The organism is Priestia sp. FW507-14D1A (assembly GCF_058781295.1).
Genome location: NZ_JBYSWQ010000006.1, coordinates 72440 through 90018 on the forward strand (window position 1 = coordinate 72440; position 17579 = coordinate 90018).

General features: G+C 35.8%; 15 protein-coding genes. 4 read left to right on the forward strand and 11 right to left on the reverse strand.

What is annotated here, in order from left to right; all coding sequences use genetic code 11:
* Positions 1-31: 31 nt before the first annotated feature.
* Complete coding sequence (locus AC3WJG_RS19870; protein ID WP_176526102.1) at positions 32-313, reverse strand: hypothetical protein; 282 nt, start codon at positions 311-313, stop codon at positions 32-34.
* A gap of 135 nt (positions 314-448) precedes the next feature.
* On the opposite strand from AC3WJG_RS19870, the gene AC3WJG_RS19875 reads away from it, so the two are divergent.
* Both AC3WJG_RS19875 and AC3WJG_RS19880 read left to right on the forward strand, forming a co-directional pair.
* On the forward strand, positions 449-643 hold the full coding sequence (locus tag AC3WJG_RS19875; protein ID WP_098333326.1) for a twin-arginine translocase TatA/TatE family subunit: 195 nt from the start codon (positions 449-451) through the stop codon (positions 641-643).
* A gap of 109 nt (positions 644-752) precedes the next feature.
* Positions 753-1844, forward strand: coding sequence for an AI-2E family transporter (locus tag AC3WJG_RS19880; RefSeq protein ID WP_016763781.1), 1092 nt, complete (start codon positions 753-755; stop codon positions 1842-1844).
* Between the two features lie 103 nt (positions 1845-1947).
* Here AC3WJG_RS19880 and AC3WJG_RS19885 read toward each other — a convergent pair whose 3' ends face one another.
* Complete coding sequence (locus AC3WJG_RS19885) at positions 1948-2097, reverse strand: hypothetical protein (RefSeq protein ID WP_221840403.1); 150 nt, start codon at positions 2095-2097, stop codon at positions 1948-1950.
* An 87-nt stretch (positions 2098-2184) separates the two neighbouring features.
* Positions 2185-2535, reverse strand: coding sequence for a VOC family protein (locus AC3WJG_RS19890; RefSeq protein ID WP_013056601.1), 351 nt, complete (start codon positions 2533-2535; stop codon positions 2185-2187).
* 376 nt (positions 2536-2911) lie between these two features.
* Between AC3WJG_RS19890 and AC3WJG_RS19895 the strand changes: the two genes are divergently transcribed.
* Together AC3WJG_RS19895 and AC3WJG_RS19900 are read left to right on the forward strand one after the other, a co-directional pair.
* Positions 2912-4342, forward strand: coding sequence for a hypothetical protein (locus AC3WJG_RS19895; protein WP_098333327.1), 1431 nt, complete (start codon positions 2912-2914; stop codon positions 4340-4342).
* A gap of 899 nt (positions 4343-5241) precedes the next feature.
* Positions 5242-6381, forward strand: coding sequence for a hypothetical protein (locus AC3WJG_RS19900; protein WP_337134069.1), 1140 nt, complete (start codon positions 5242-5244; stop codon positions 6379-6381).
* 633 nt (positions 6382-7014) lie between these two features.
* Here the strand turns inward: AC3WJG_RS19900 and AC3WJG_RS19905 are convergent.
* The 8 genes from AC3WJG_RS19905 to AC3WJG_RS19940 form a co-directional block, all read right to left on the reverse strand.
* Positions 7015-8049 carry a DUF3231 family protein gene (locus AC3WJG_RS19905; protein WP_337134070.1) on the reverse strand — a complete coding sequence of 345 codons (1035 nt, stop codon included), beginning with the start codon at positions 8047-8049 and terminating at the stop codon, positions 7015-7017.
* A gap of 107 nt (positions 8050-8156) precedes the next feature.
* Positions 8157-9317: a Ger(x)C family spore germination protein gene (locus AC3WJG_RS19910; protein ID WP_225049694.1), complete on the reverse strand. Its 1161-nt coding sequence runs from the start codon at positions 9315-9317 to the stop codon at positions 8157-8159.
* Positions 9317-10840 carry a spore germination protein gene (locus AC3WJG_RS19915; RefSeq protein ID WP_098249934.1) on the reverse strand — a complete coding sequence of 508 codons (1524 nt, stop codon included), beginning with the start codon at positions 10838-10840 and terminating at the stop codon, positions 9317-9319. The genes AC3WJG_RS19910 and AC3WJG_RS19915 overlap by 1 nt, the downstream gene beginning before the upstream one ends.
* Positions 10827-11924, reverse strand: a complete 1098-nt coding sequence (locus tag AC3WJG_RS19920; RefSeq protein WP_255256634.1) for an endospore germination permease — start codon at positions 11922-11924, stop codon at positions 10827-10829. The genes AC3WJG_RS19915 and AC3WJG_RS19920 overlap by 14 nt, the downstream gene beginning before the upstream one ends.
* Before the next feature lie 156 nt (positions 11925-12080).
* Entirely contained in the window at positions 12081-12659 is a 579-nt protein-coding gene (locus AC3WJG_RS19925; RefSeq protein WP_098249936.1) for an HTH-type transcriptional regulator Hpr, read from the reverse strand.
* A gap of 232 nt (positions 12660-12891) precedes the next feature.
* A complete protein-coding gene (locus tag AC3WJG_RS19930; protein WP_028408869.1) occupies positions 12892-14106 on the reverse strand; it encodes a cystathionine gamma-synthase family protein in 1215 nt (404 codons plus the stop codon).
* A 379-nt stretch (positions 14107-14485) separates the two neighbouring features.
* A complete protein-coding gene (locus tag AC3WJG_RS19935) occupies positions 14486-15535 on the reverse strand; it encodes a 2,3-butanediol dehydrogenase (RefSeq protein ID WP_060747463.1) in 1050 nt (349 codons plus the stop codon).
* 54 nt (positions 15536-15589) lie between these two features.
* Complete coding sequence (locus tag AC3WJG_RS19940; protein WP_098249937.1) at positions 15590-17467, reverse strand: sigma-54-dependent Fis family transcriptional regulator; 1878 nt, start codon at positions 17465-17467, stop codon at positions 15590-15592.
* Positions 17468-17579: the final 112 nt, after the last annotated feature.

Below are 17579 nucleotides of genomic sequence, written 5' to 3' on the forward strand. Positions count from 1 at the left end.
TTTTACTTGCAGCTGATTATAAACACACCTTTTACCGGTTTGTGTTCATGCAGCTTCCATTTATACAAAGCTCTTCAAACACAGGATCCTTTACATTTTCCATCAATAATGGTGTTACAACATGCTGGAAATTAGAATGAAGAATCGTTAGGTTTGTGACGGGAGAACGTTCATAGGCTCGAATCCACAAGCCGTATTTGCCTCCGTTGCTTTGCAAATTCTTATGAAGACTTTTGGTTAATAAGGCGAACAGGCTGTCTTTAATGCTATAATTAACTTCGTATGGATCACTACTAGCATTTAAATCATACATAGCCGCTGCACCTTATTTTCGTATCATTTAAAATAAAGGAATTTTAAAGAGAAAAGTGAATAGTATAAACATGCACTTTATTTACTATCTCTTTTTAATTTTCATATATTCATTGCTTTTAAAGGAGAGGATATCATGCCAGGAGCCACAAGCATGGTCGTAATCGGGATTACTGCCTTAATTGTATTTGGACCAAGTAAATTGCCGGACATAGGACGAGCATTTGGACATTCCCTGCGAGAATTTAAAAATGCAGCAGAAGGAATTATACAGGATGACGACAAAAAAACTTCAGAGGATACTACTGAAGATAAAGAGGAAAAAGCCTAATTTTTATTTAAATGAAAGTTATACAGACTAAAAAGCCCACTTTTAACGTGCAGTGGGTTTCTTTTTTGATGTATGATAGTAAAAAATAGTAAAGAAAGAGGGTAACTTTTTGTTTAAATCGAAACTGCATTTTTGGACATTAGAACTATTAATGATTGCTTTACTGATTTACATTTGTAAACATATTTCGTTTGTTTTTCTACCAATCGGTGTGTTTATCTCCACTTTGTTTTTCCCTATTCTTGTAGCTGGTTTTCTTTTCTTTTTATTCGAACCAATTGTGTCATTTCTCACAAGAAAAAAAGTGCCAAAAACACTGGCCATTTTACTATTATACGTTGTTTTTATCGGCGTAATTGCTTCTATTGTGGGCGGTGTGGGACCTACCTTATCTAAACAATTAACTGATTTGGCTAAGAATATTCCGTCTTACATTGTAGAAACGAGAGAGTACATAAATGATTTATCTAACTCAAGATGGTTTAACTGGCTGGTTGAACAAAAATATGTGTCGCTCGATCATATTGAAGAGTCACTTTTAAACTACGCGTCTACTTTACCTACGAATCTCACAAACAGTATTTCATCTGTTTTAAGCGTCGTAACCAATATTACACTTACGGTTGTAACCGTTCCTTTCATTCTTTTTTATATGCTCAAAGACAGCCATAAACTTCGTAAAAATACGCTGCGTATGGTTCCTGCTTCTTATCGAAAAGAAACGTTACGTACAATGAAAGAAACAACAAATACGCTAGCTACTTATATTCAAGGCCAAATGCTCGTTTGTTTGTTTGTCGGTATTAGTACATTCATTGGTTACCTCATCATCGGGTTGCCTTATGCATTGATACTCGCACTAATAGGAGCCCTTACTAATATTATCCCGTACGTCGGCCCTTTTATTGGCGTAGCACCTGCTTTAATCGTAGGTTTATTATACTCTCCTACAAAAGCGATATTAGTAATTATCGTCGTCGTAATCGTTCAACAGCTAGATGGGAACATTATTTCTCCGCTGGTAATTGGAAAGAAATTAAACACTCATCCTTTAACGATTATTATTTTATTGCTTGTTGCTGGTAATATTGCAGGAATACTCGGAATGATCTTAGCGATTCCGGCTTATGCTGTAACAAAAACAATTGTGATAAATATTGTAAGAATGATTCAATTCAGAAACAAATCTGTCAAGCTATAAAACGCAAAAGCAAGCCAATAAAGAGGCTGGTATAAAGTTATTTTAGTTGAAGTTAAATCCGAACTATTAATCAGATTAGATTAATAGTTCGGATTTTTTGTTGTTATATTGGACGTAAGTTTCGTGCAGCTACTTCTGGCTGTTGATTGGAGAGCAAGGCGAAGACTTCTTCGTGAAAAGCGGAAGGATTGAGGAGGATCATCGCCTGCCAGCGAAAAGCGAACTCTTGCACGGAACTCAACAGCGGTGTCACAAGCGGTTCAACTCCTTTATCCCATTTGTTTGTCTTTAGATTGAGGTAATTTCGTTATGTCTTAATGTCTTTTATCTTCCCATGGGTTCAACACTGACACACCATCAGATGATTTCCATCCGGATCTTTAAATGTAAACCAATGATTGTGTTGAATTCCTGTCGTTAGCTCTACTTTTTTCTGTTTCATATATTCATAAGCTTCTTTGATATCGTTTGTATTCAAATGAAATGCTGGCGTTTTAAAAAGCGTATTTTTTGAATAAGTTTTGCTATCTAATACAATTCCGGTTCCATTCATAGGTATCACATATAAATGATCATATAAAATGTCTCCATCTGCTATTAAACCTAGTATGTCACAATACCAATCTCGTGCTTTTTTTATGTCCTTTACAGGAATAAAAACCGTGCCTACTTCATTTAATATAGGGTTCATTTATGACCTCCGGTATGGATTTAGTAGTTTTACAAAGTATTCTCTTTTAGTCGCTGATAACCTTTTATTTTGAGATACTTTCTATCAGTTCATTAAACTCGGTAGCAGAATTAGCAGTCTTGCGGACACGGCTATTCTCCGTACATAAGCTACAGGACAAATGTAGATACTTCATGACAAAATGCAGATGACTAAAAAAGAAAATGAGAAAATCTCCCCCTTCTCCTGCTTTGCACGTGTATAATGAAAAATAGACTATAGATAGTAGCCGTCTTTTGTTTGTAGCATCGAACTTTCGTGCATTACAATAGATTTAAAACCACTATCCAACTAAGAATTAAAATGACTAACTTAAGGTTAAGGAGGTTAGATGTGTATGGATTATTCATCTTTACTCATACGCGAAGTCATTGATAGAGTATCTAAATTACGCCTCTTATCTGTTTATAATGAAAGCATAAAAAGTGATTTAGAAAGCACCATCCTCCCTCTTTATCAGCAGCACTTTGAAAATAAAGATGTAAACGAGGCGTTGAGGATTTTAAAAAAAGACTTTCTCAATCGTACGAAACGCAGATGGTTAGATGCTGCTATACGCGATTATGAGCAAAAAAAGCCTAAGAAGAATAAAGAGCTGATTGGAGAATACAAAGCGCTAACAGCTTATTATAAAACGAACGGAAAAGAACTCTTTTGCAAACAGTTTGAAAACGTATCATCTCCGGAAGAAGTCATTGATAAACGAATTGGAATTCTACGTGAATGGAGTCAAGAAGATAGCTTCTTCTTAACGGATTATCCTTATATTCATCAAAAAACCAAGACCCAGCGAGAAAAAGCAATCCATACGGATATATCTATTATTATTGGGCTGACTATACTGGACCCAAACTTCCAAAACGGAAATCATAGTATTATTGAAAGCCCTTTTTCAACTGTAGAGAACCCTTTTTTCTCTAACTCAAGAGCAAAGCTTCTCGTCGAACAACCCCTATTAGAGAAAGAAGGAAAAGAATATTTCTTAAGTACTTATAACTCTGAAGACGGGACAGATTACGAATTGTTAATAGAAAAAGAATACGCTGAAGAAAATGGAAACAAGATTAGTGATTTAGATCGGTTTGATTATAAAGTGTTTTTAGAAATCATGAGCCAGCGCGACGAGTTGTTTGCTACACAGAAAATCATTAACGTAAAAATTGGTGACCTTGTGAAAGCACTTTATAAAACAGACAGTAAGCGCAACTATCAAATGATAGAAGAAAGAATTACAAAAATGAAGCACTACAGCATGACAAAAGTACAGCATAATAAGAAAATTGCCTACGGTATTTTTGACTTTGTGGATATTACTACGATGCCGAACGGAACGCGAATTGCTGAAATTCACGTCAACGAAGTGATATATAGAGACTATATTCAACGCCAAACGGTGCGTATTTATAAAAATAAAGTAGAAAAATTAAGTTTAGACGCCGCTTATCATTTGCTATTCGTTATGCAAAAAGAGCGTCTCATTTGCTATGAAACAAAATCTTCATACAATGTCACAAGAGATTATTTATATTTTTCGACAAGAGTCCGCTTTCGAAAAAGACGAAAAAAAGAAAACCTTGTCGAAATTGAAACAGCCTTAGATGAGCTAGTCGAACAAAAACTAGCTGTTCAATCTTATAAAAGAGTAGGCCAAGTGTTTCAGATTACCTTTATTCCTGTGGGAGAAAGTGAAGTAAAAGACTTATTAGCCGGTGATTACGAATATGCTCCCCTTTCTATTTATCAAAACGTAACAAGTTCTATAGGCTAAAAAAGAATGCCCTTATAATCTTTATAAGGGCATTCTTTTTATCTATCTACTATTAGTTACTGCACTTTTTGCTCCACATTTCCGTGCAAAAGTGTTTTTTTGCTCCAATTCTCCATGTAAACATATTATTTCCCCTGCTAATATGGCAGTTAAACTTCACCTTCCTCGTCATTTTGTGAACTTTTTGTGTCTGAAAAAATCGTTATAATTGTTTTTTGCTCCAGATTTCCGTGCAAATGTGTCGTTTTTCTTTCTATACTGCATTTACTATAAGTTTGGCTCCAATCTTCCGTGCAAATATGCCACTTTTACATAAATTTTCTTGTGGCAGCGACTTTCCCTCTTCATTTTCTCCAATTTTTGCTCCACATCTCCGTGCAAAAGTGTTTTTTGCTCCAGATTTCCGTGCAAACATGTCATTTTCTTAAAAAAACACTATTTTCTCTGCAAATGTTTGTTTATCCCCTCTGAAAATGTGAACTTTTTGTGTCTCAAAAAGGGCATTTTTCTTTTTTTTTGTCCCTATTTTCCGTGCAAATGTGTCACTTTCTTACCTGAATCTTTACTTTTATTATTTTTGCTCCTATTCTCCGTGCAAATATGTCATTTTTACATCAAATTTTTTTTGAACTTGTCGCATTTTGTGTATTTCATCCGTCACAATACGACATTTAGCTTAAGAATGCTGTTTTATCAACGTTTATAAAATATAAAGCTATTTTTGCTCCACATCTCCGTGCAAATATGTCACCTTGTAAATAGATGTTTCATCCCTTGGTATCACTAGTCTTCTTAAAAAATGCACCATTTTCCCGTGCAAATATGTCATTTTACAGCCTATATGACTGTGTCTATACTGTAAAAGACGATGTATATAGTTTTGGAAAGGAGGTCACTACATGAGTATACAAAAGCTGGCACTAAAACGGCACACCCTTATAGCAAATAAGCTGCTGATTGTCATGAGCGGCTTAAATAGAAACACGAAACGAGACAATAGCTATTACTATGAAAAACATTCATTTGGTCTTGCAAAAAACTTTGTAGATATAAAGTGGACAGGTTCTCTGATGAAGCAAATTTTAGCTTACGTAGCCAAATGTAACAGCCAGGGTCATATTTCAATTATTTCTGAGCAAGAACTGGCTAATACAATCCAATGTTCCGTTCGGACCGTTCAAAATAATAATAAGCTTTTAGAAGACTATGACATCATTCGCTGGGATCGTTTATGGGGAGACTATATTCAAGTTTCTTTAAACAACTATTTAGAGGATTTTTTAGATTTACATATAAAAGAAGCTGCTGATGTTCAAAACATATCATATAATCCTGAAATGCTTGATGAAGATCACAATACATATACTTCAAAAGGTGGTTATACTTCTGTTTCGATGGAAGTGATTTATCAATTGCTGGCTATTAAAAATATCAACATGCTGCGTCTGGCTTTACGTGCGTTGTACGTATACGAATCTGATGTGAACGTAAAGAAAGATTCAGAAGCACTTTTATCTTACACTGAGGTAAAACACATTCTTCCAAAATACATTGGCTATAAAGCTGCTATTAAAGAAATGGCTAGTAAATTGAGTACAATTTTCCGTATCGATATACTAGAAAAAGATGATTGTGTCAAAACATTATTAGAACAAAAGCAGCCAAGAAAATCAATTATTGAAAAAATCAAGGATGGTTTTATTTTAAGCTTTAATTTAACTGGTGCTCATGATAGTAAAAAGCAAAAAGAAATTGAAAAAATCCGTGGAGAGCATGCATTTGCTCAGTTTAAGAATTTCTTTAAATCTTTTGGTCATTATTCAATTAAAAAGGAAGATATTCATTCCATTGTACATGAGTTTGGTTTAGATATAATCGAAAAATCATTAACGTCCGTTCAGCGTTACCTACAACAAACTTACATAGAAGAAAGTATGGATGCATTTCGCCCTCTTGTGCATGAAATGGAGTCAAATTTCTTTACGTATATCCGCAAAATTGCCAACGGGTATTATCAGGCAAAAATTAACACTCTATAATACTCTTTTTTGTTATGCCTTTTTTTACTCATTTCTACTCTATTTTCCTTCCATTCTTTCTTTCTCTTTCACTTGCTAAAACATAAATGTCTCTCAGCTATAATAAATACCTTTAAATGATAATGATTTTCGTTTTCATGAAAAAAATCAACTAAATGAACAAAAAATACAATAAATAAACGTTATTTTCCGAACTACTGCGTAGAAAATATAGCTGTTATAAAAAAATCCTATATTTTTTCGTGGAAATTCTTGTAGTAAGCGGCAGTTTTTTTGATGGCTTCATTCCCTATAACCTCAGTCAGCAGAAGGCTTTTATCCATATAAGTTTTAGCAATGTTTATAATTTCTTTAATTTCTTTTTAATCTCTTATAAATGTATAGTAATTTCTATAAAATAATGAGCAGCAAATAAATAACATTTTTTTATACATGGAGACATTAAGCTCCTATACAAATTGTAATCATAAATTGGTTTAGTTTAATGAACAGCAAATATAAAAACAGAATTAACTTCTTTTCCTCTCTTCAAATGAAAAACACACAAAACAGATGTCCAGATTTTGTGTGTTTTTTATTCATTAGAGCTATATAGGTTAAGAACTTTTACATATTTTAAAGCAAGTTATTTAATTAGTTGGAGTTTAAATGATTTCTATCTACCGCTGCCGGTGGTGTTTCCATCCAGCCGTTTTCCATCATAATATCCGCTGCATCTTTTACAAACCTCGAGATATTTGTCATTGATTTTCCATATAACAGCGCCAAATCATGTCTTCCATTGACGGCTACTGAATTTCCAAAAGCCCTCATTTTCATTGAAAACATATCCATTTTATGAAACAGCATCAATTTATCCGAAAACGGTGAAAAAGTCGACGTAGTAATTAAATGATCAAGAAAGGATGGCGCTGGTAAATTATCTCGATGAAGTTTTTCAATATAGCGTTCTACCGCTTTATTGGTCAGATCTTCACCTTTTACAAATAGCGCACGGATTTTTTCACTTTTAACAACTTGACTAAATGCCAAAATTAAGGCTTTGCTTGTCACATTATTCTCGATGTTATCATATAGATGAGCAATTTCTAATGCATGCAAAGGTCGAACATCTCCTATAAACCCGCTTAGATAATGAGTAGTAGCGATGTTCACTTTTTCTGGTGCGGGAATAATTGGCGGCTTAATAATAAATCCTTTATCCATTAAGATTGCCTTTATTTGCTCCATCAGTTCCATTGTTGCTTTCATACAATATGTTAAAAATGTCTTTACATCTTCTCTATACATTAGGGGCAGTGCGATACTGTAAATGCTTAATCCCGCTTTAGCAGCATATTTTAAATAATGCACGTAAAATTCATCTTCAAACAGCTTTGGAGCACCTAGATTCACATCTTCTTGCGTAAATCCATACGGAATTGGCACATTCTCTTTTGTGAAAATGTCTTTTACGTTACTTTGAAATTCTTCTGTTAAACCTTTTGCATGCTGTAACAGCTTTTTTATATCAGGATCTTCAACGTGTTGAAGAAAATAACTTAAAATATACGAAGACATGCTGTTGCCCATATAGGTTGCCCAAAGTTTACCCATTTCAGGGGCTGTTAATTTCTCTTTCACGCTTGTTTTTTTTGAACCTATTTTAATTGGTTTGATTGTTTCCATCTATAATCTCCTAATTAGATTTGTTCTTAGGTTGGTCTTTTCTATTTTATCTATTCTTCCACTTTTGATTTAACATTATCAGGTGAGGTATGCAGGTTTTCAGTATTTTAATTTACAGTCGGACCTATTCGCTGTTTGTTTCCGTGCTTAACCTGTACGCTGACCTTCACGTTTATTGAGTCTTTGGTTAAAGGAATTGCCCCGTTGTTTTGAACAGCTTTCCATTTACGCAGTTCTTTTTTATAAAGAACATGAGAAAGCCTGTAAACATCACTGTTTATACTTAAACCTTGCGCATACGTTTCAATGATTTGTTTCTTAATTTTCTGTTCAGCTTCTTTTTTTATAGTCGATAGTTTTTCGTGCTGCGGCATAACTAAAATCGTTGCTTTTGCACGAACTTTTATATTAAATGTTAAATTACTGCCTTTTATAACAGGTTCAATTTTTACTTTTTTCTTATCTACCACAAGATCAATATCGGAATGATCAGGCAGCCTTACCCGTAAACCAGCTCGTACAAATTCATCCGTTATCCATCTAAGCCCTTTGATTTTATTCTCTGAAAAAACTCCTTTTAATTCAGACGATGTAATAGCCACTGCTCCGTTTACTTGAATAGCTGTTTCTCTTTTTTGATCCGTTGTTAAATGTTCTTTAGTCTGAACGAGAGGAATATTTACTTCGTGACTCGGTTCATTAAGATGGATAATGAGCTCTCTTAAATCGATGGGTGGAATAAACGAGTTTTGCTTAAAAATCACTTTAGGATCGCTCAAGCGAGAAAGAGCGTTCGATACTTCGAACATAGGCGTAGCCAACAACGTTTTTTTCAAAGGACTTTTCGTAGCATACATCCAGATGTTGTATCTCGTTTCCCGATAACGATCTAAAAAATCTACTGCCGATTTGACAGCACCATGCTTTAACGCATCGTCCGTTAAAACAAGGAAAGCTAAGTGCCCAAAAAAGATTCTGCGCTGAGAAATTTGATAATATCTAAAAATAGCTTCATCGATGGTTTTCCCTGTTGCATAGCCAACTTCTACTTTGACTTGACCCGCGCCAGCACCGCTTGCCTCGGATTTTGCTAATAAACTTAAGTTGATGGTCTGCAGGTAAAGAACGTAACGGTTATCTTTAAAGTCTACCCCCATTCCTTGTGCATATACCATTTGTTCCGGTTCATTCGTATCCCAGCATCCCGAAAGAAACAATAAAAAGGAGCTCATAACAAGTATAAGTAAATTCCTTATATTCCTTTTCACTAACTTTCTCCTTTTTCGCGGGTGGAATCGCTTGGGTTAAGCATACTAGCTCTTGTTGCTTTTTTACTTTCGGGAAGGCGGAAGAGAGATTTTAAAATATTTTTTGCGTCTAACCGGGTTGCTAACTCGAAATATGGCACACCAAACGTTCGAATGTTTGTAATATAGATCATGACTAAAAAGATGGATATAAAAAATCCAAAAAAACCTAGGATGCTGACACAGATAATACAAAAAAAGCGGATTAGTGAAATTGTTCCTATAAGAGACTGATTCGCTAGCGTAAACGTAGCAATTGTAGAACCTGCAATAACAACAAGCATGGCGGGACTGGTTAAACCGGCTCTAATGGCTGCATCACCGATAATAAGCCCTCCGATTACACTGAGCGTCTGCCCGACAGAAGTCGGCAGTCTAAACCCTGCCTCTCGAAACAATTCAAATAAAAGAAGCATCAATATTGCCTCAAGAGAGGTAGGAAACGGGACACCTCTTCTTGCTTCCACAATCGTAGCTAACAGGCTGAGCGGAAGCTGATTTTGATGAAAAGCCGTCATTGCAACCCAAAAACCCGGTAAAAAAGCAGCGATAGAAAGCCCGAAGATTCGAAGAATACGCTCAAAGGAGCTGTATAAATATGTATTTTCTTTATCCTCAGATCCCTTTAACAAGTAAAAAAGGTTAATAGGTGTAACATACGCATATGAAGTTCCATCAATTAATATAATAAACCGGCCATTTAACAGAGATTGAACCGCAAAATCAGGTCTCCCTGTATAAGCGTGGCGAGGAAAAAAGCTATACGGATTTTTATTAATGAGCTCTTCTAGCTGTGTTCCGCTGAAAATACCGTCGATATCGATATCCCCTAACTTTTCCATAATTTCGTCAAGTATCTTCTTGTCAGCTACATCTTCCATGTATAAAATGCTTACTTTTGTTTTTGTTCGTTTTCCAATCTCTAAAGAGTTTGTTAACAAGGAAACTGATTTAAGACGCTTGCGAATTAAAGCAATATTGACAGGTAAGTCTTCAATAAAATTATCTCTAGGACCCAATATGGTTACTTCATTTTTCGTTTCTTCTGGGCTTCTTTGAGGACGGTCCGAAATATCGATAGACACAATAGATTGTGGTGATCCAAAATCAATGAATAATTTCCCGGAAAAAATTTCTGAAACTGCCTGTTCTTCATCTTGAACGATAGAAACTGAGGGAAGATTTAATAATTTTATGATCTTGTCTCCTTCTACTTCACCCTCTAACTTAGCGCAGCATTCCTCTAATTTTTTAGGAATCATTTCATAGAGCATTTCCGTACTAACTAGACCGGTACAATAAATCATAAGCACTCGTTTGTTATAAAAATAAACGGTCTCAAAGTTAATATCGCTGCATTTTCCAAATAAATCTCTTAATGTACATTCATTGATTATCTGAGCACGAGAAGAACTTCCTTTTAAAAGATTTTCCGTCTCTTGTTTTTTAGAGCTGTCGCCTTCTTTCTTCTTAAAAAATTCCACTCTTATCCCTCCTTGTTTTATGAGAAAATAGAAAGACTATGACTACTAAGAAAAGAGAGAAAGCAACAAATAACCAGAAAGTAGCCGGTATGATTGTAAAAAATAAAAGATTTGAAAAAGCAAAGTCCGTTATAGGAGCCAGCGTACATACAGTGATAACCACTAAAACGAGTAAAAGAAATCTTTTTTGGCCTTTTTGAAACGGAACTAATTCTTTCATAATAAAAAGAAAGGTCGAAATGCGGATAAAGGTACCCGACAACCACTGATAAATAGATAGAAAGTCGATATGCTCTATAAACTTTCCAAGCGATGCAATTCCCCATTCTTCATAGGGAGGGAAACGTTGCTTAGAGGCTTCTACAGGGCCAAATTCAGTAATTGCTCCAATGAGAGGCCCAATCGTAAGGCCTGTTAAGAGAATTGCAGCCACTGCTAAATGCTTATAGCGTATAGGCTGCGGTACTTTGTGCTGTAAAAAGAGCAGCAGCAGCAGCTCTACCATCCCCGATCCTTGAAATACAATACTTTTAATAACAGGAAAATAGCCATTTTCTAAAACTGGCTGCAATAAAGAATAATCTTTAAATTGAAAGTTTGTAAAAGAAACAAAGAAACCTAATATTACAATAAAAAATAAAAGAAATACGTTTACAATGCTAATCGTTCTAATACTCGTAGCGGCAAGTAAGCAACAGGTAAAACCAAATAGTAAAACGAGGATAATTAAAGGTGTTCGCTGAAGAAAAATAATATTAATCCACGTAATTGTCTCTCGTAAAGTGACGACCTCCATAATGGTCAAATAAGCGATTGTAAGAAAAATAACGACATTGGTGAATGACTTATTCATATGTTTTTTCATCCATTGAAAAAGATGTTCGCCTTTTGTTTTTTTATTTACATATACGAGTAAAGGAACCCATATGAGCGTTAAAAGACAAGTAAGAAGAACGGTAATCCAAGCATCTCGTCCTGCCGTTTTAATTAATGGAGATATGAGCATCACATGAGTTTTTAAGCCAATAAACGTCATTGAAAGAAGGATCAATTGAAAAACAGAAATTGAGTCTGACTTATTCATGGTAATCACTCCTTCTCTTCAGAAAATTTACTACTGGTAGCTTATCCTAAATTTCTCATAATATAATGGAGAATCATTATTTCAAAAATAAAAAAGAGCTGTTTTATACGTCGTATTTCTCACGTATAAAACAGCTCCGCCTGTTATTCACTGCGTTCAATTACTAGTTAGCTGGACTTCTTTCTTATCTTCATTTTCTTCTATTCCCGCTTCTTTTATATTCACAAAAGGTTGATCAGCAACAGTCACAAGCTCGCCGCCGCAAACATGGCGAACAACGGTTACTAGCTCTGGAAAAGCGGGGAATTTGCCGTATAACGTTTTTAAAGGAAGTGCGCCTTTACATATCTTACTGTTATGTGGTTCATACCCTTTGAGCGTATCAAGTAATAATTGTTCTCCGCTTTCAGTCAATTTGATGTAGGTGTTTCTTTTATCATTTTCTCTTTTGGACAAATACAGATATCCTTGATTTTCTAATTTTTTCGAAAAATTAAACGCTGTAGAGATATGCATAGCTCCTAAATTAGCTAACTCTGACATAGAGATTTCTCCTGTGTTACTAGCTAAACATAAAATATGATGCTCATTTACATTCAGACCATAAGGTTTCACCCATTGCTCCCAGTCATCTTCTGCAGCTCTCCAGATGGCTTTACTTACCTGCATTAATTTGAATCCAAACAATGATGCATCTTTTATTGTGTATTCACTTTCTTGTTCTTGTTTCGACATACTATCATTCCTTATTTGTAGGCTGTTGTAAGTTAGTTTATTTTTAAAACGCGTAAAAATATTTTTATTTCATCTAATTTATCAGTATACCTACAAAATCAGACGAAAAAATACACGTACAGTTTAATTTACCAGCTTTATTCCACAAAATTTCTACAATTCTGAAGAAGTGTCTACCAACTAAAAAGAAGTACTTACTTTATTTTTATTAAAAAAAGTAATAAGCGTCTTTTTAATTACTAATAGATGATGCGGATTCTAAGTGAGCAAATGCTTGTTCTAAGTCTGCAATTAAATCTTCCGTATCTTCAATTCCTACAGATATGCGAACCAGTCCTTCGGATATTCCAAGAGCTTTACGTTCTTCAAGCGTACATTCTACGTGACTAGTCGTTCTTGCTGGTCCATAAATTGTTTCAACCGCTCCTAAATTGCCGGCTTTATTTGCATACGTTAACTTTGGCAGCAAAATTTTAATAGCTTCCATTTCTCCTTTTAAAACAAAGCTTAATATTCCGCCAAAGCCTTTCATTTGTTTTTTAGCAATATGATGATGAGGATGTGTTTCCAATCCAGGATAATAGACGGCTTCAACTGCTTCTTTCTTTTGAAGAAATTTAGCAATTTCCAAAGCGCTTCGCTCTTGTTGACGTATACGTAATTTTAACGTTTTCATTCCTCTTAAAATAAGATACGCTGACATAGGATCCATGGTCGCGCCATTGATCTCACGGTAGTGATACACTTGCTGCATTAATTCTTTAGAGCCGCATACTGCCCCTCCTAAGGCATCCGCATGTCCGCTTAAAAATTTTGTTGCGCTGTGAATGACAAGATCTACCCCTAATTGAAGAGGGTTTTGATTAATAGGTGTCGCAAACGTATTATCAATAATGACGACTGCCCCTACTGCTTTTCCTGCTTTTGCTATTCTTTCAATATCAATAATTTTCATCGTAGGATTTGTAGGTGACTCTAAATATAGCACTTTACATCCTTTATTTACTTCCGCTTCAATTTCTTCATGATTTCCCGTATTGCATAAGGTTACATCAACTCCGATGTTAGGAAGGAACTCGGTGAAGATTTTATTTGTTCCTCCATATGTATCTTTTACCGATACGACGCGGTCTCCCGGTTTTAAAAACGTGTATAATGTGCTGCTAATAGCCGCCATGCCAGAGGAAAATGCGACCGCTTCTTCTGCTTCTTCAAGTATCCTAACTTTTTCTTCAAAAGCTTTAACCGTAGGATTACTCATGCGATTATACGTATAGCCTGGTTTGTTTCCTAACGCAACTTCTTGCCATTCGTCTACATCATCATAATTGTAAGCTACGCTGAAGACGACAGGAACTTGAGTGGCATTGTAAGCAAGCGATTCTTTTTCTCCTGCCCATACCGCTTTTGTTCCGTCTTGTACATTTCTAAACTGTTTGTCTGTCATTCACTCATCACCTCTGATTTTATTAATTAGATAATGATTAGATTATATATTGTATACAATATACTGTATATAGTACAGAATAATCTGATAATAAAATAACCATACTTACCTTATTCAATTTAAAGAGGTTGAGACATAACAAAATGAATCGAATCTAAAGACGAACAAATAGGATAGAGCTGAACCGCTTGTGACACGGCAGTTAATTTCCGTGCAAGAGTTCGCTTTCCGCAGGCGGCCGCTGTTCCCGCAGGAGTCTTCGTCTTGCCCTCCAATAAACGGCTAGAAGAACTTAAACAAAACGAACCACTAATCAAAAATCTTGATCAATGGTTCATTTTTTACTTCGTCTAGAATACTTTTGTCCCAGCCTCTTTTTTTATTCGGCTTTCACTAAAATTTTCACCTGTTCTTTTTCTTTTAACAATGTCTCAAAACCTTCTTCAATCACATGTTCTAGTTTAATACGTTTTGTCACCAGTTTATCAGCCGAAAAATAACCTTTTGCCATTAAACTAATAACCGCTGGAAATACATCGCGGTAGCCAATAATACCTGTTACTGTACGCTCTTGTAAAACGATTGTTTGGGGATGAATGGAGGCTTCTTTTTCAAATATACTAACAATCATTGTCTCTCCGCCACTTTTAGTAGAGTTAATGGCTTGAGTTAAAACTAAGGGAACACTTGTCACTTCATAGGAAACATCTACACCTCCGCCTGTGCGCTTATGTACTTCTGCTACGGGGTCGTATTCTTGCGGGTTAATGGCAATCGCCCCAAGTTCTTCAGCTTTCTGTCTGCGCTGTTCCGATAGTTCAATCGCATAAATTTCAGATGCACCCGATGCTTTCAACGCTTCAATAACTAACAAACCGATTGGCCCCGTCCCAAATACAGCGGCTTTATCTCCTACCTTTAGTTTGCTTTGGCGCACAGCATGAAGAGCCACAGCTGAAGGCTCTACGAGAGCTCCTTGCTCGTAAGACACCACTTCTGGTATTTTATGAATCATTTCTACTGGTATGGAGGCATACTCAGAAAAACCTCCGCCCCCTCCTGCAAGACCATAAAACCCCATTTTATTACAAAGATTATACTTTCCTTGTTTACAGCCTTCACACTTTCCGCATGCATAGATAGGTTCTACCACTACTCTGTCTCCGACTTCTATATTCGTAATACCTTCTCCGATTTCTACAACTTGTCCAGAAAATTCATGCCCCAGCACAACCGGCGCTTTATCTTTGCTTAATGGATGAGGTTCTTCTGTAGGAATAAAAATGGGTCCTGCCGTGTACTCATGCAAATCACTTCCGCAAATTCCACACCATTCTACTTTAATTTTTACTTTCCCTTGAGAGACGGTAGGTTCTGCAATATGTTCTAACCTTACATCTTTAACGCCATGCCATCTTAATGCTTTCATTCTACTCAGCTCCTATTCTTATTTAAAAATTTAAAACAGCTAAAAACTCTAAGCTTACAAATTGAATTTTTTTAATCTATTGTAAAATGTACTTCTTGGTATATCTAACAGCTTAGCGGCAAGTGACACATTTCCCTGCGTTTTACGTAAAGCATCCATCATTAAGTCTTTTTGAACTTTTTCACGAAATGTTAGTGCGGGTAAGGACGTAAAATCATTTTCTTCTATTTCTTGTGAAGTATCAAAGTGGGAGATGCTCTTCTGACTGCCAAGATTTAAAGAACTTAAATAATTCAAAACCTTCTCTTTTTCTACTTCCGTGTTTAGTGAGATTTTCAAGCGTTCAAGTACATTAAATAATTCTCGAATATTGCCGGGCCACTGGTAATCTATTAATTTATCCACTAATTCTTTAGGGAAATTCATATTCCAATTATTTTTTTGACAAAAGTAGCGCATCAGATGCGGAATATCTTCTTTTCTTTCCCGTAAAGGCGGAACATGCACGGGATACACGTGAAGCCGGTAATATAAATCTTCTCGAAACTTCCCTTCACTGACAAGCTGACGAAGATCTCGATGAGTAGCGGTAATGATCCGGATGTCTACCGGAATTTCCTGATTGCTTCCAACAGGCGTTATCTTGCGCTCTTGCAATACTCTTAGTAAAGAAACCTGCATAGAATGAGGAAGCTCACCTATTTCATCAAGAAAAATCGTACCGTGATTAGCCTGCTCAAACTTTCCTTGATATCCTTGACGCCGTGCTCCTGTAAATGCTCCTTCTGCATAGCCAAATAATTCACTTTCCATAAGTTCCTTCGGAATGGCACCACAATTAAGAGCAATAAAAGGCCCGTTTTTACGCGAGCTGTTTTCATGAATCGTTCTCGCCACTACTTCTTTTCCAGTGCCTGTTTCCCCTAAAATATAGACCGTTGTATCCGTAGGAGCCGCATGCTTTATTTCTTCTAGTGTTTGCTGAAAGGAGCGGCTTATGCCCGCTTCTCCTTTAAAAGAAAATGATTGAGCAGGGATCTGTGTAGCTGTTTGGTTATGGTGCGCTTCTTCTGATAGATAAATAATCTTTCCAATAGAATGACCGTGTCTTTTTGAAATTACAGGCACTTCCATCACTATACGAAATCCCTGTTGTACAATCGTATTTAACTGCAGGCCTGACCATTTTGGTATACATTCTCGTCCGGTTTTGCTTGCTCCCACAATCACTTCTTTGTAATTGCAAAGCAACAAGAGCTGCTTGCTATCGACGAAATTCATAGAAGCATGAACCAACTCAATTTCGTCTTTGTGCATTCGAATGCTTAACTCCCGTTCAATTGTATATGCAATGGACGTAACCATTCCAAGTGTATAAGGGTGAGCTCTGTTTACAGGACAAGAAATATTAATAATCCCAATTAAATTTCCGTCGTCATTTCGAACAGGCGCTGCCGAACAGCTCCATTGATGCGAAGCAATTGAATAATGTTCTGTACCCGTTATCATAATGGGCTCTTCCGTTTGCAGAGCCGTACCGATTGCATTTGTGCCTACTTCTTTTTCTGTCCAACAGGCACCTTCCACAAAATTAATTTTCCTTGCTTCATTCAGTGTAAGTCTATTTCCTGTAATAGATAAAATATAGCCTTCTGGGTCAATTAATAAAGCAACCATTCCTAAGTCCGCCGCTGATTGTCTGATTCTTTCTAAATGCGGCAAAGCTGTCTCAAGAAATAAAGAGTTCATTTGTTTTCGAGAATGAAAAGCTTCGTTTTTTAAAATCGATCTGCCTTTATCTAGGTAAGGATTAACATCTGCGCTTTTACAGCGATGCCACGATTTCACAATGATGTCGTTTAACCTTGAAGATTCAAGTGCTCCTTCGTTTACAAAACGTTTCCATGTGTTTAAAGAAAGTGTGGATTCCATTTCTTACCTCTCCCCTATAAACTTAATTGAATATAGTAAATCAAGGCTTGTTACTATTATTATAAATCACAAAGAAAACGTTATCATTACTAAAGAGAGATTCTTAAACTTA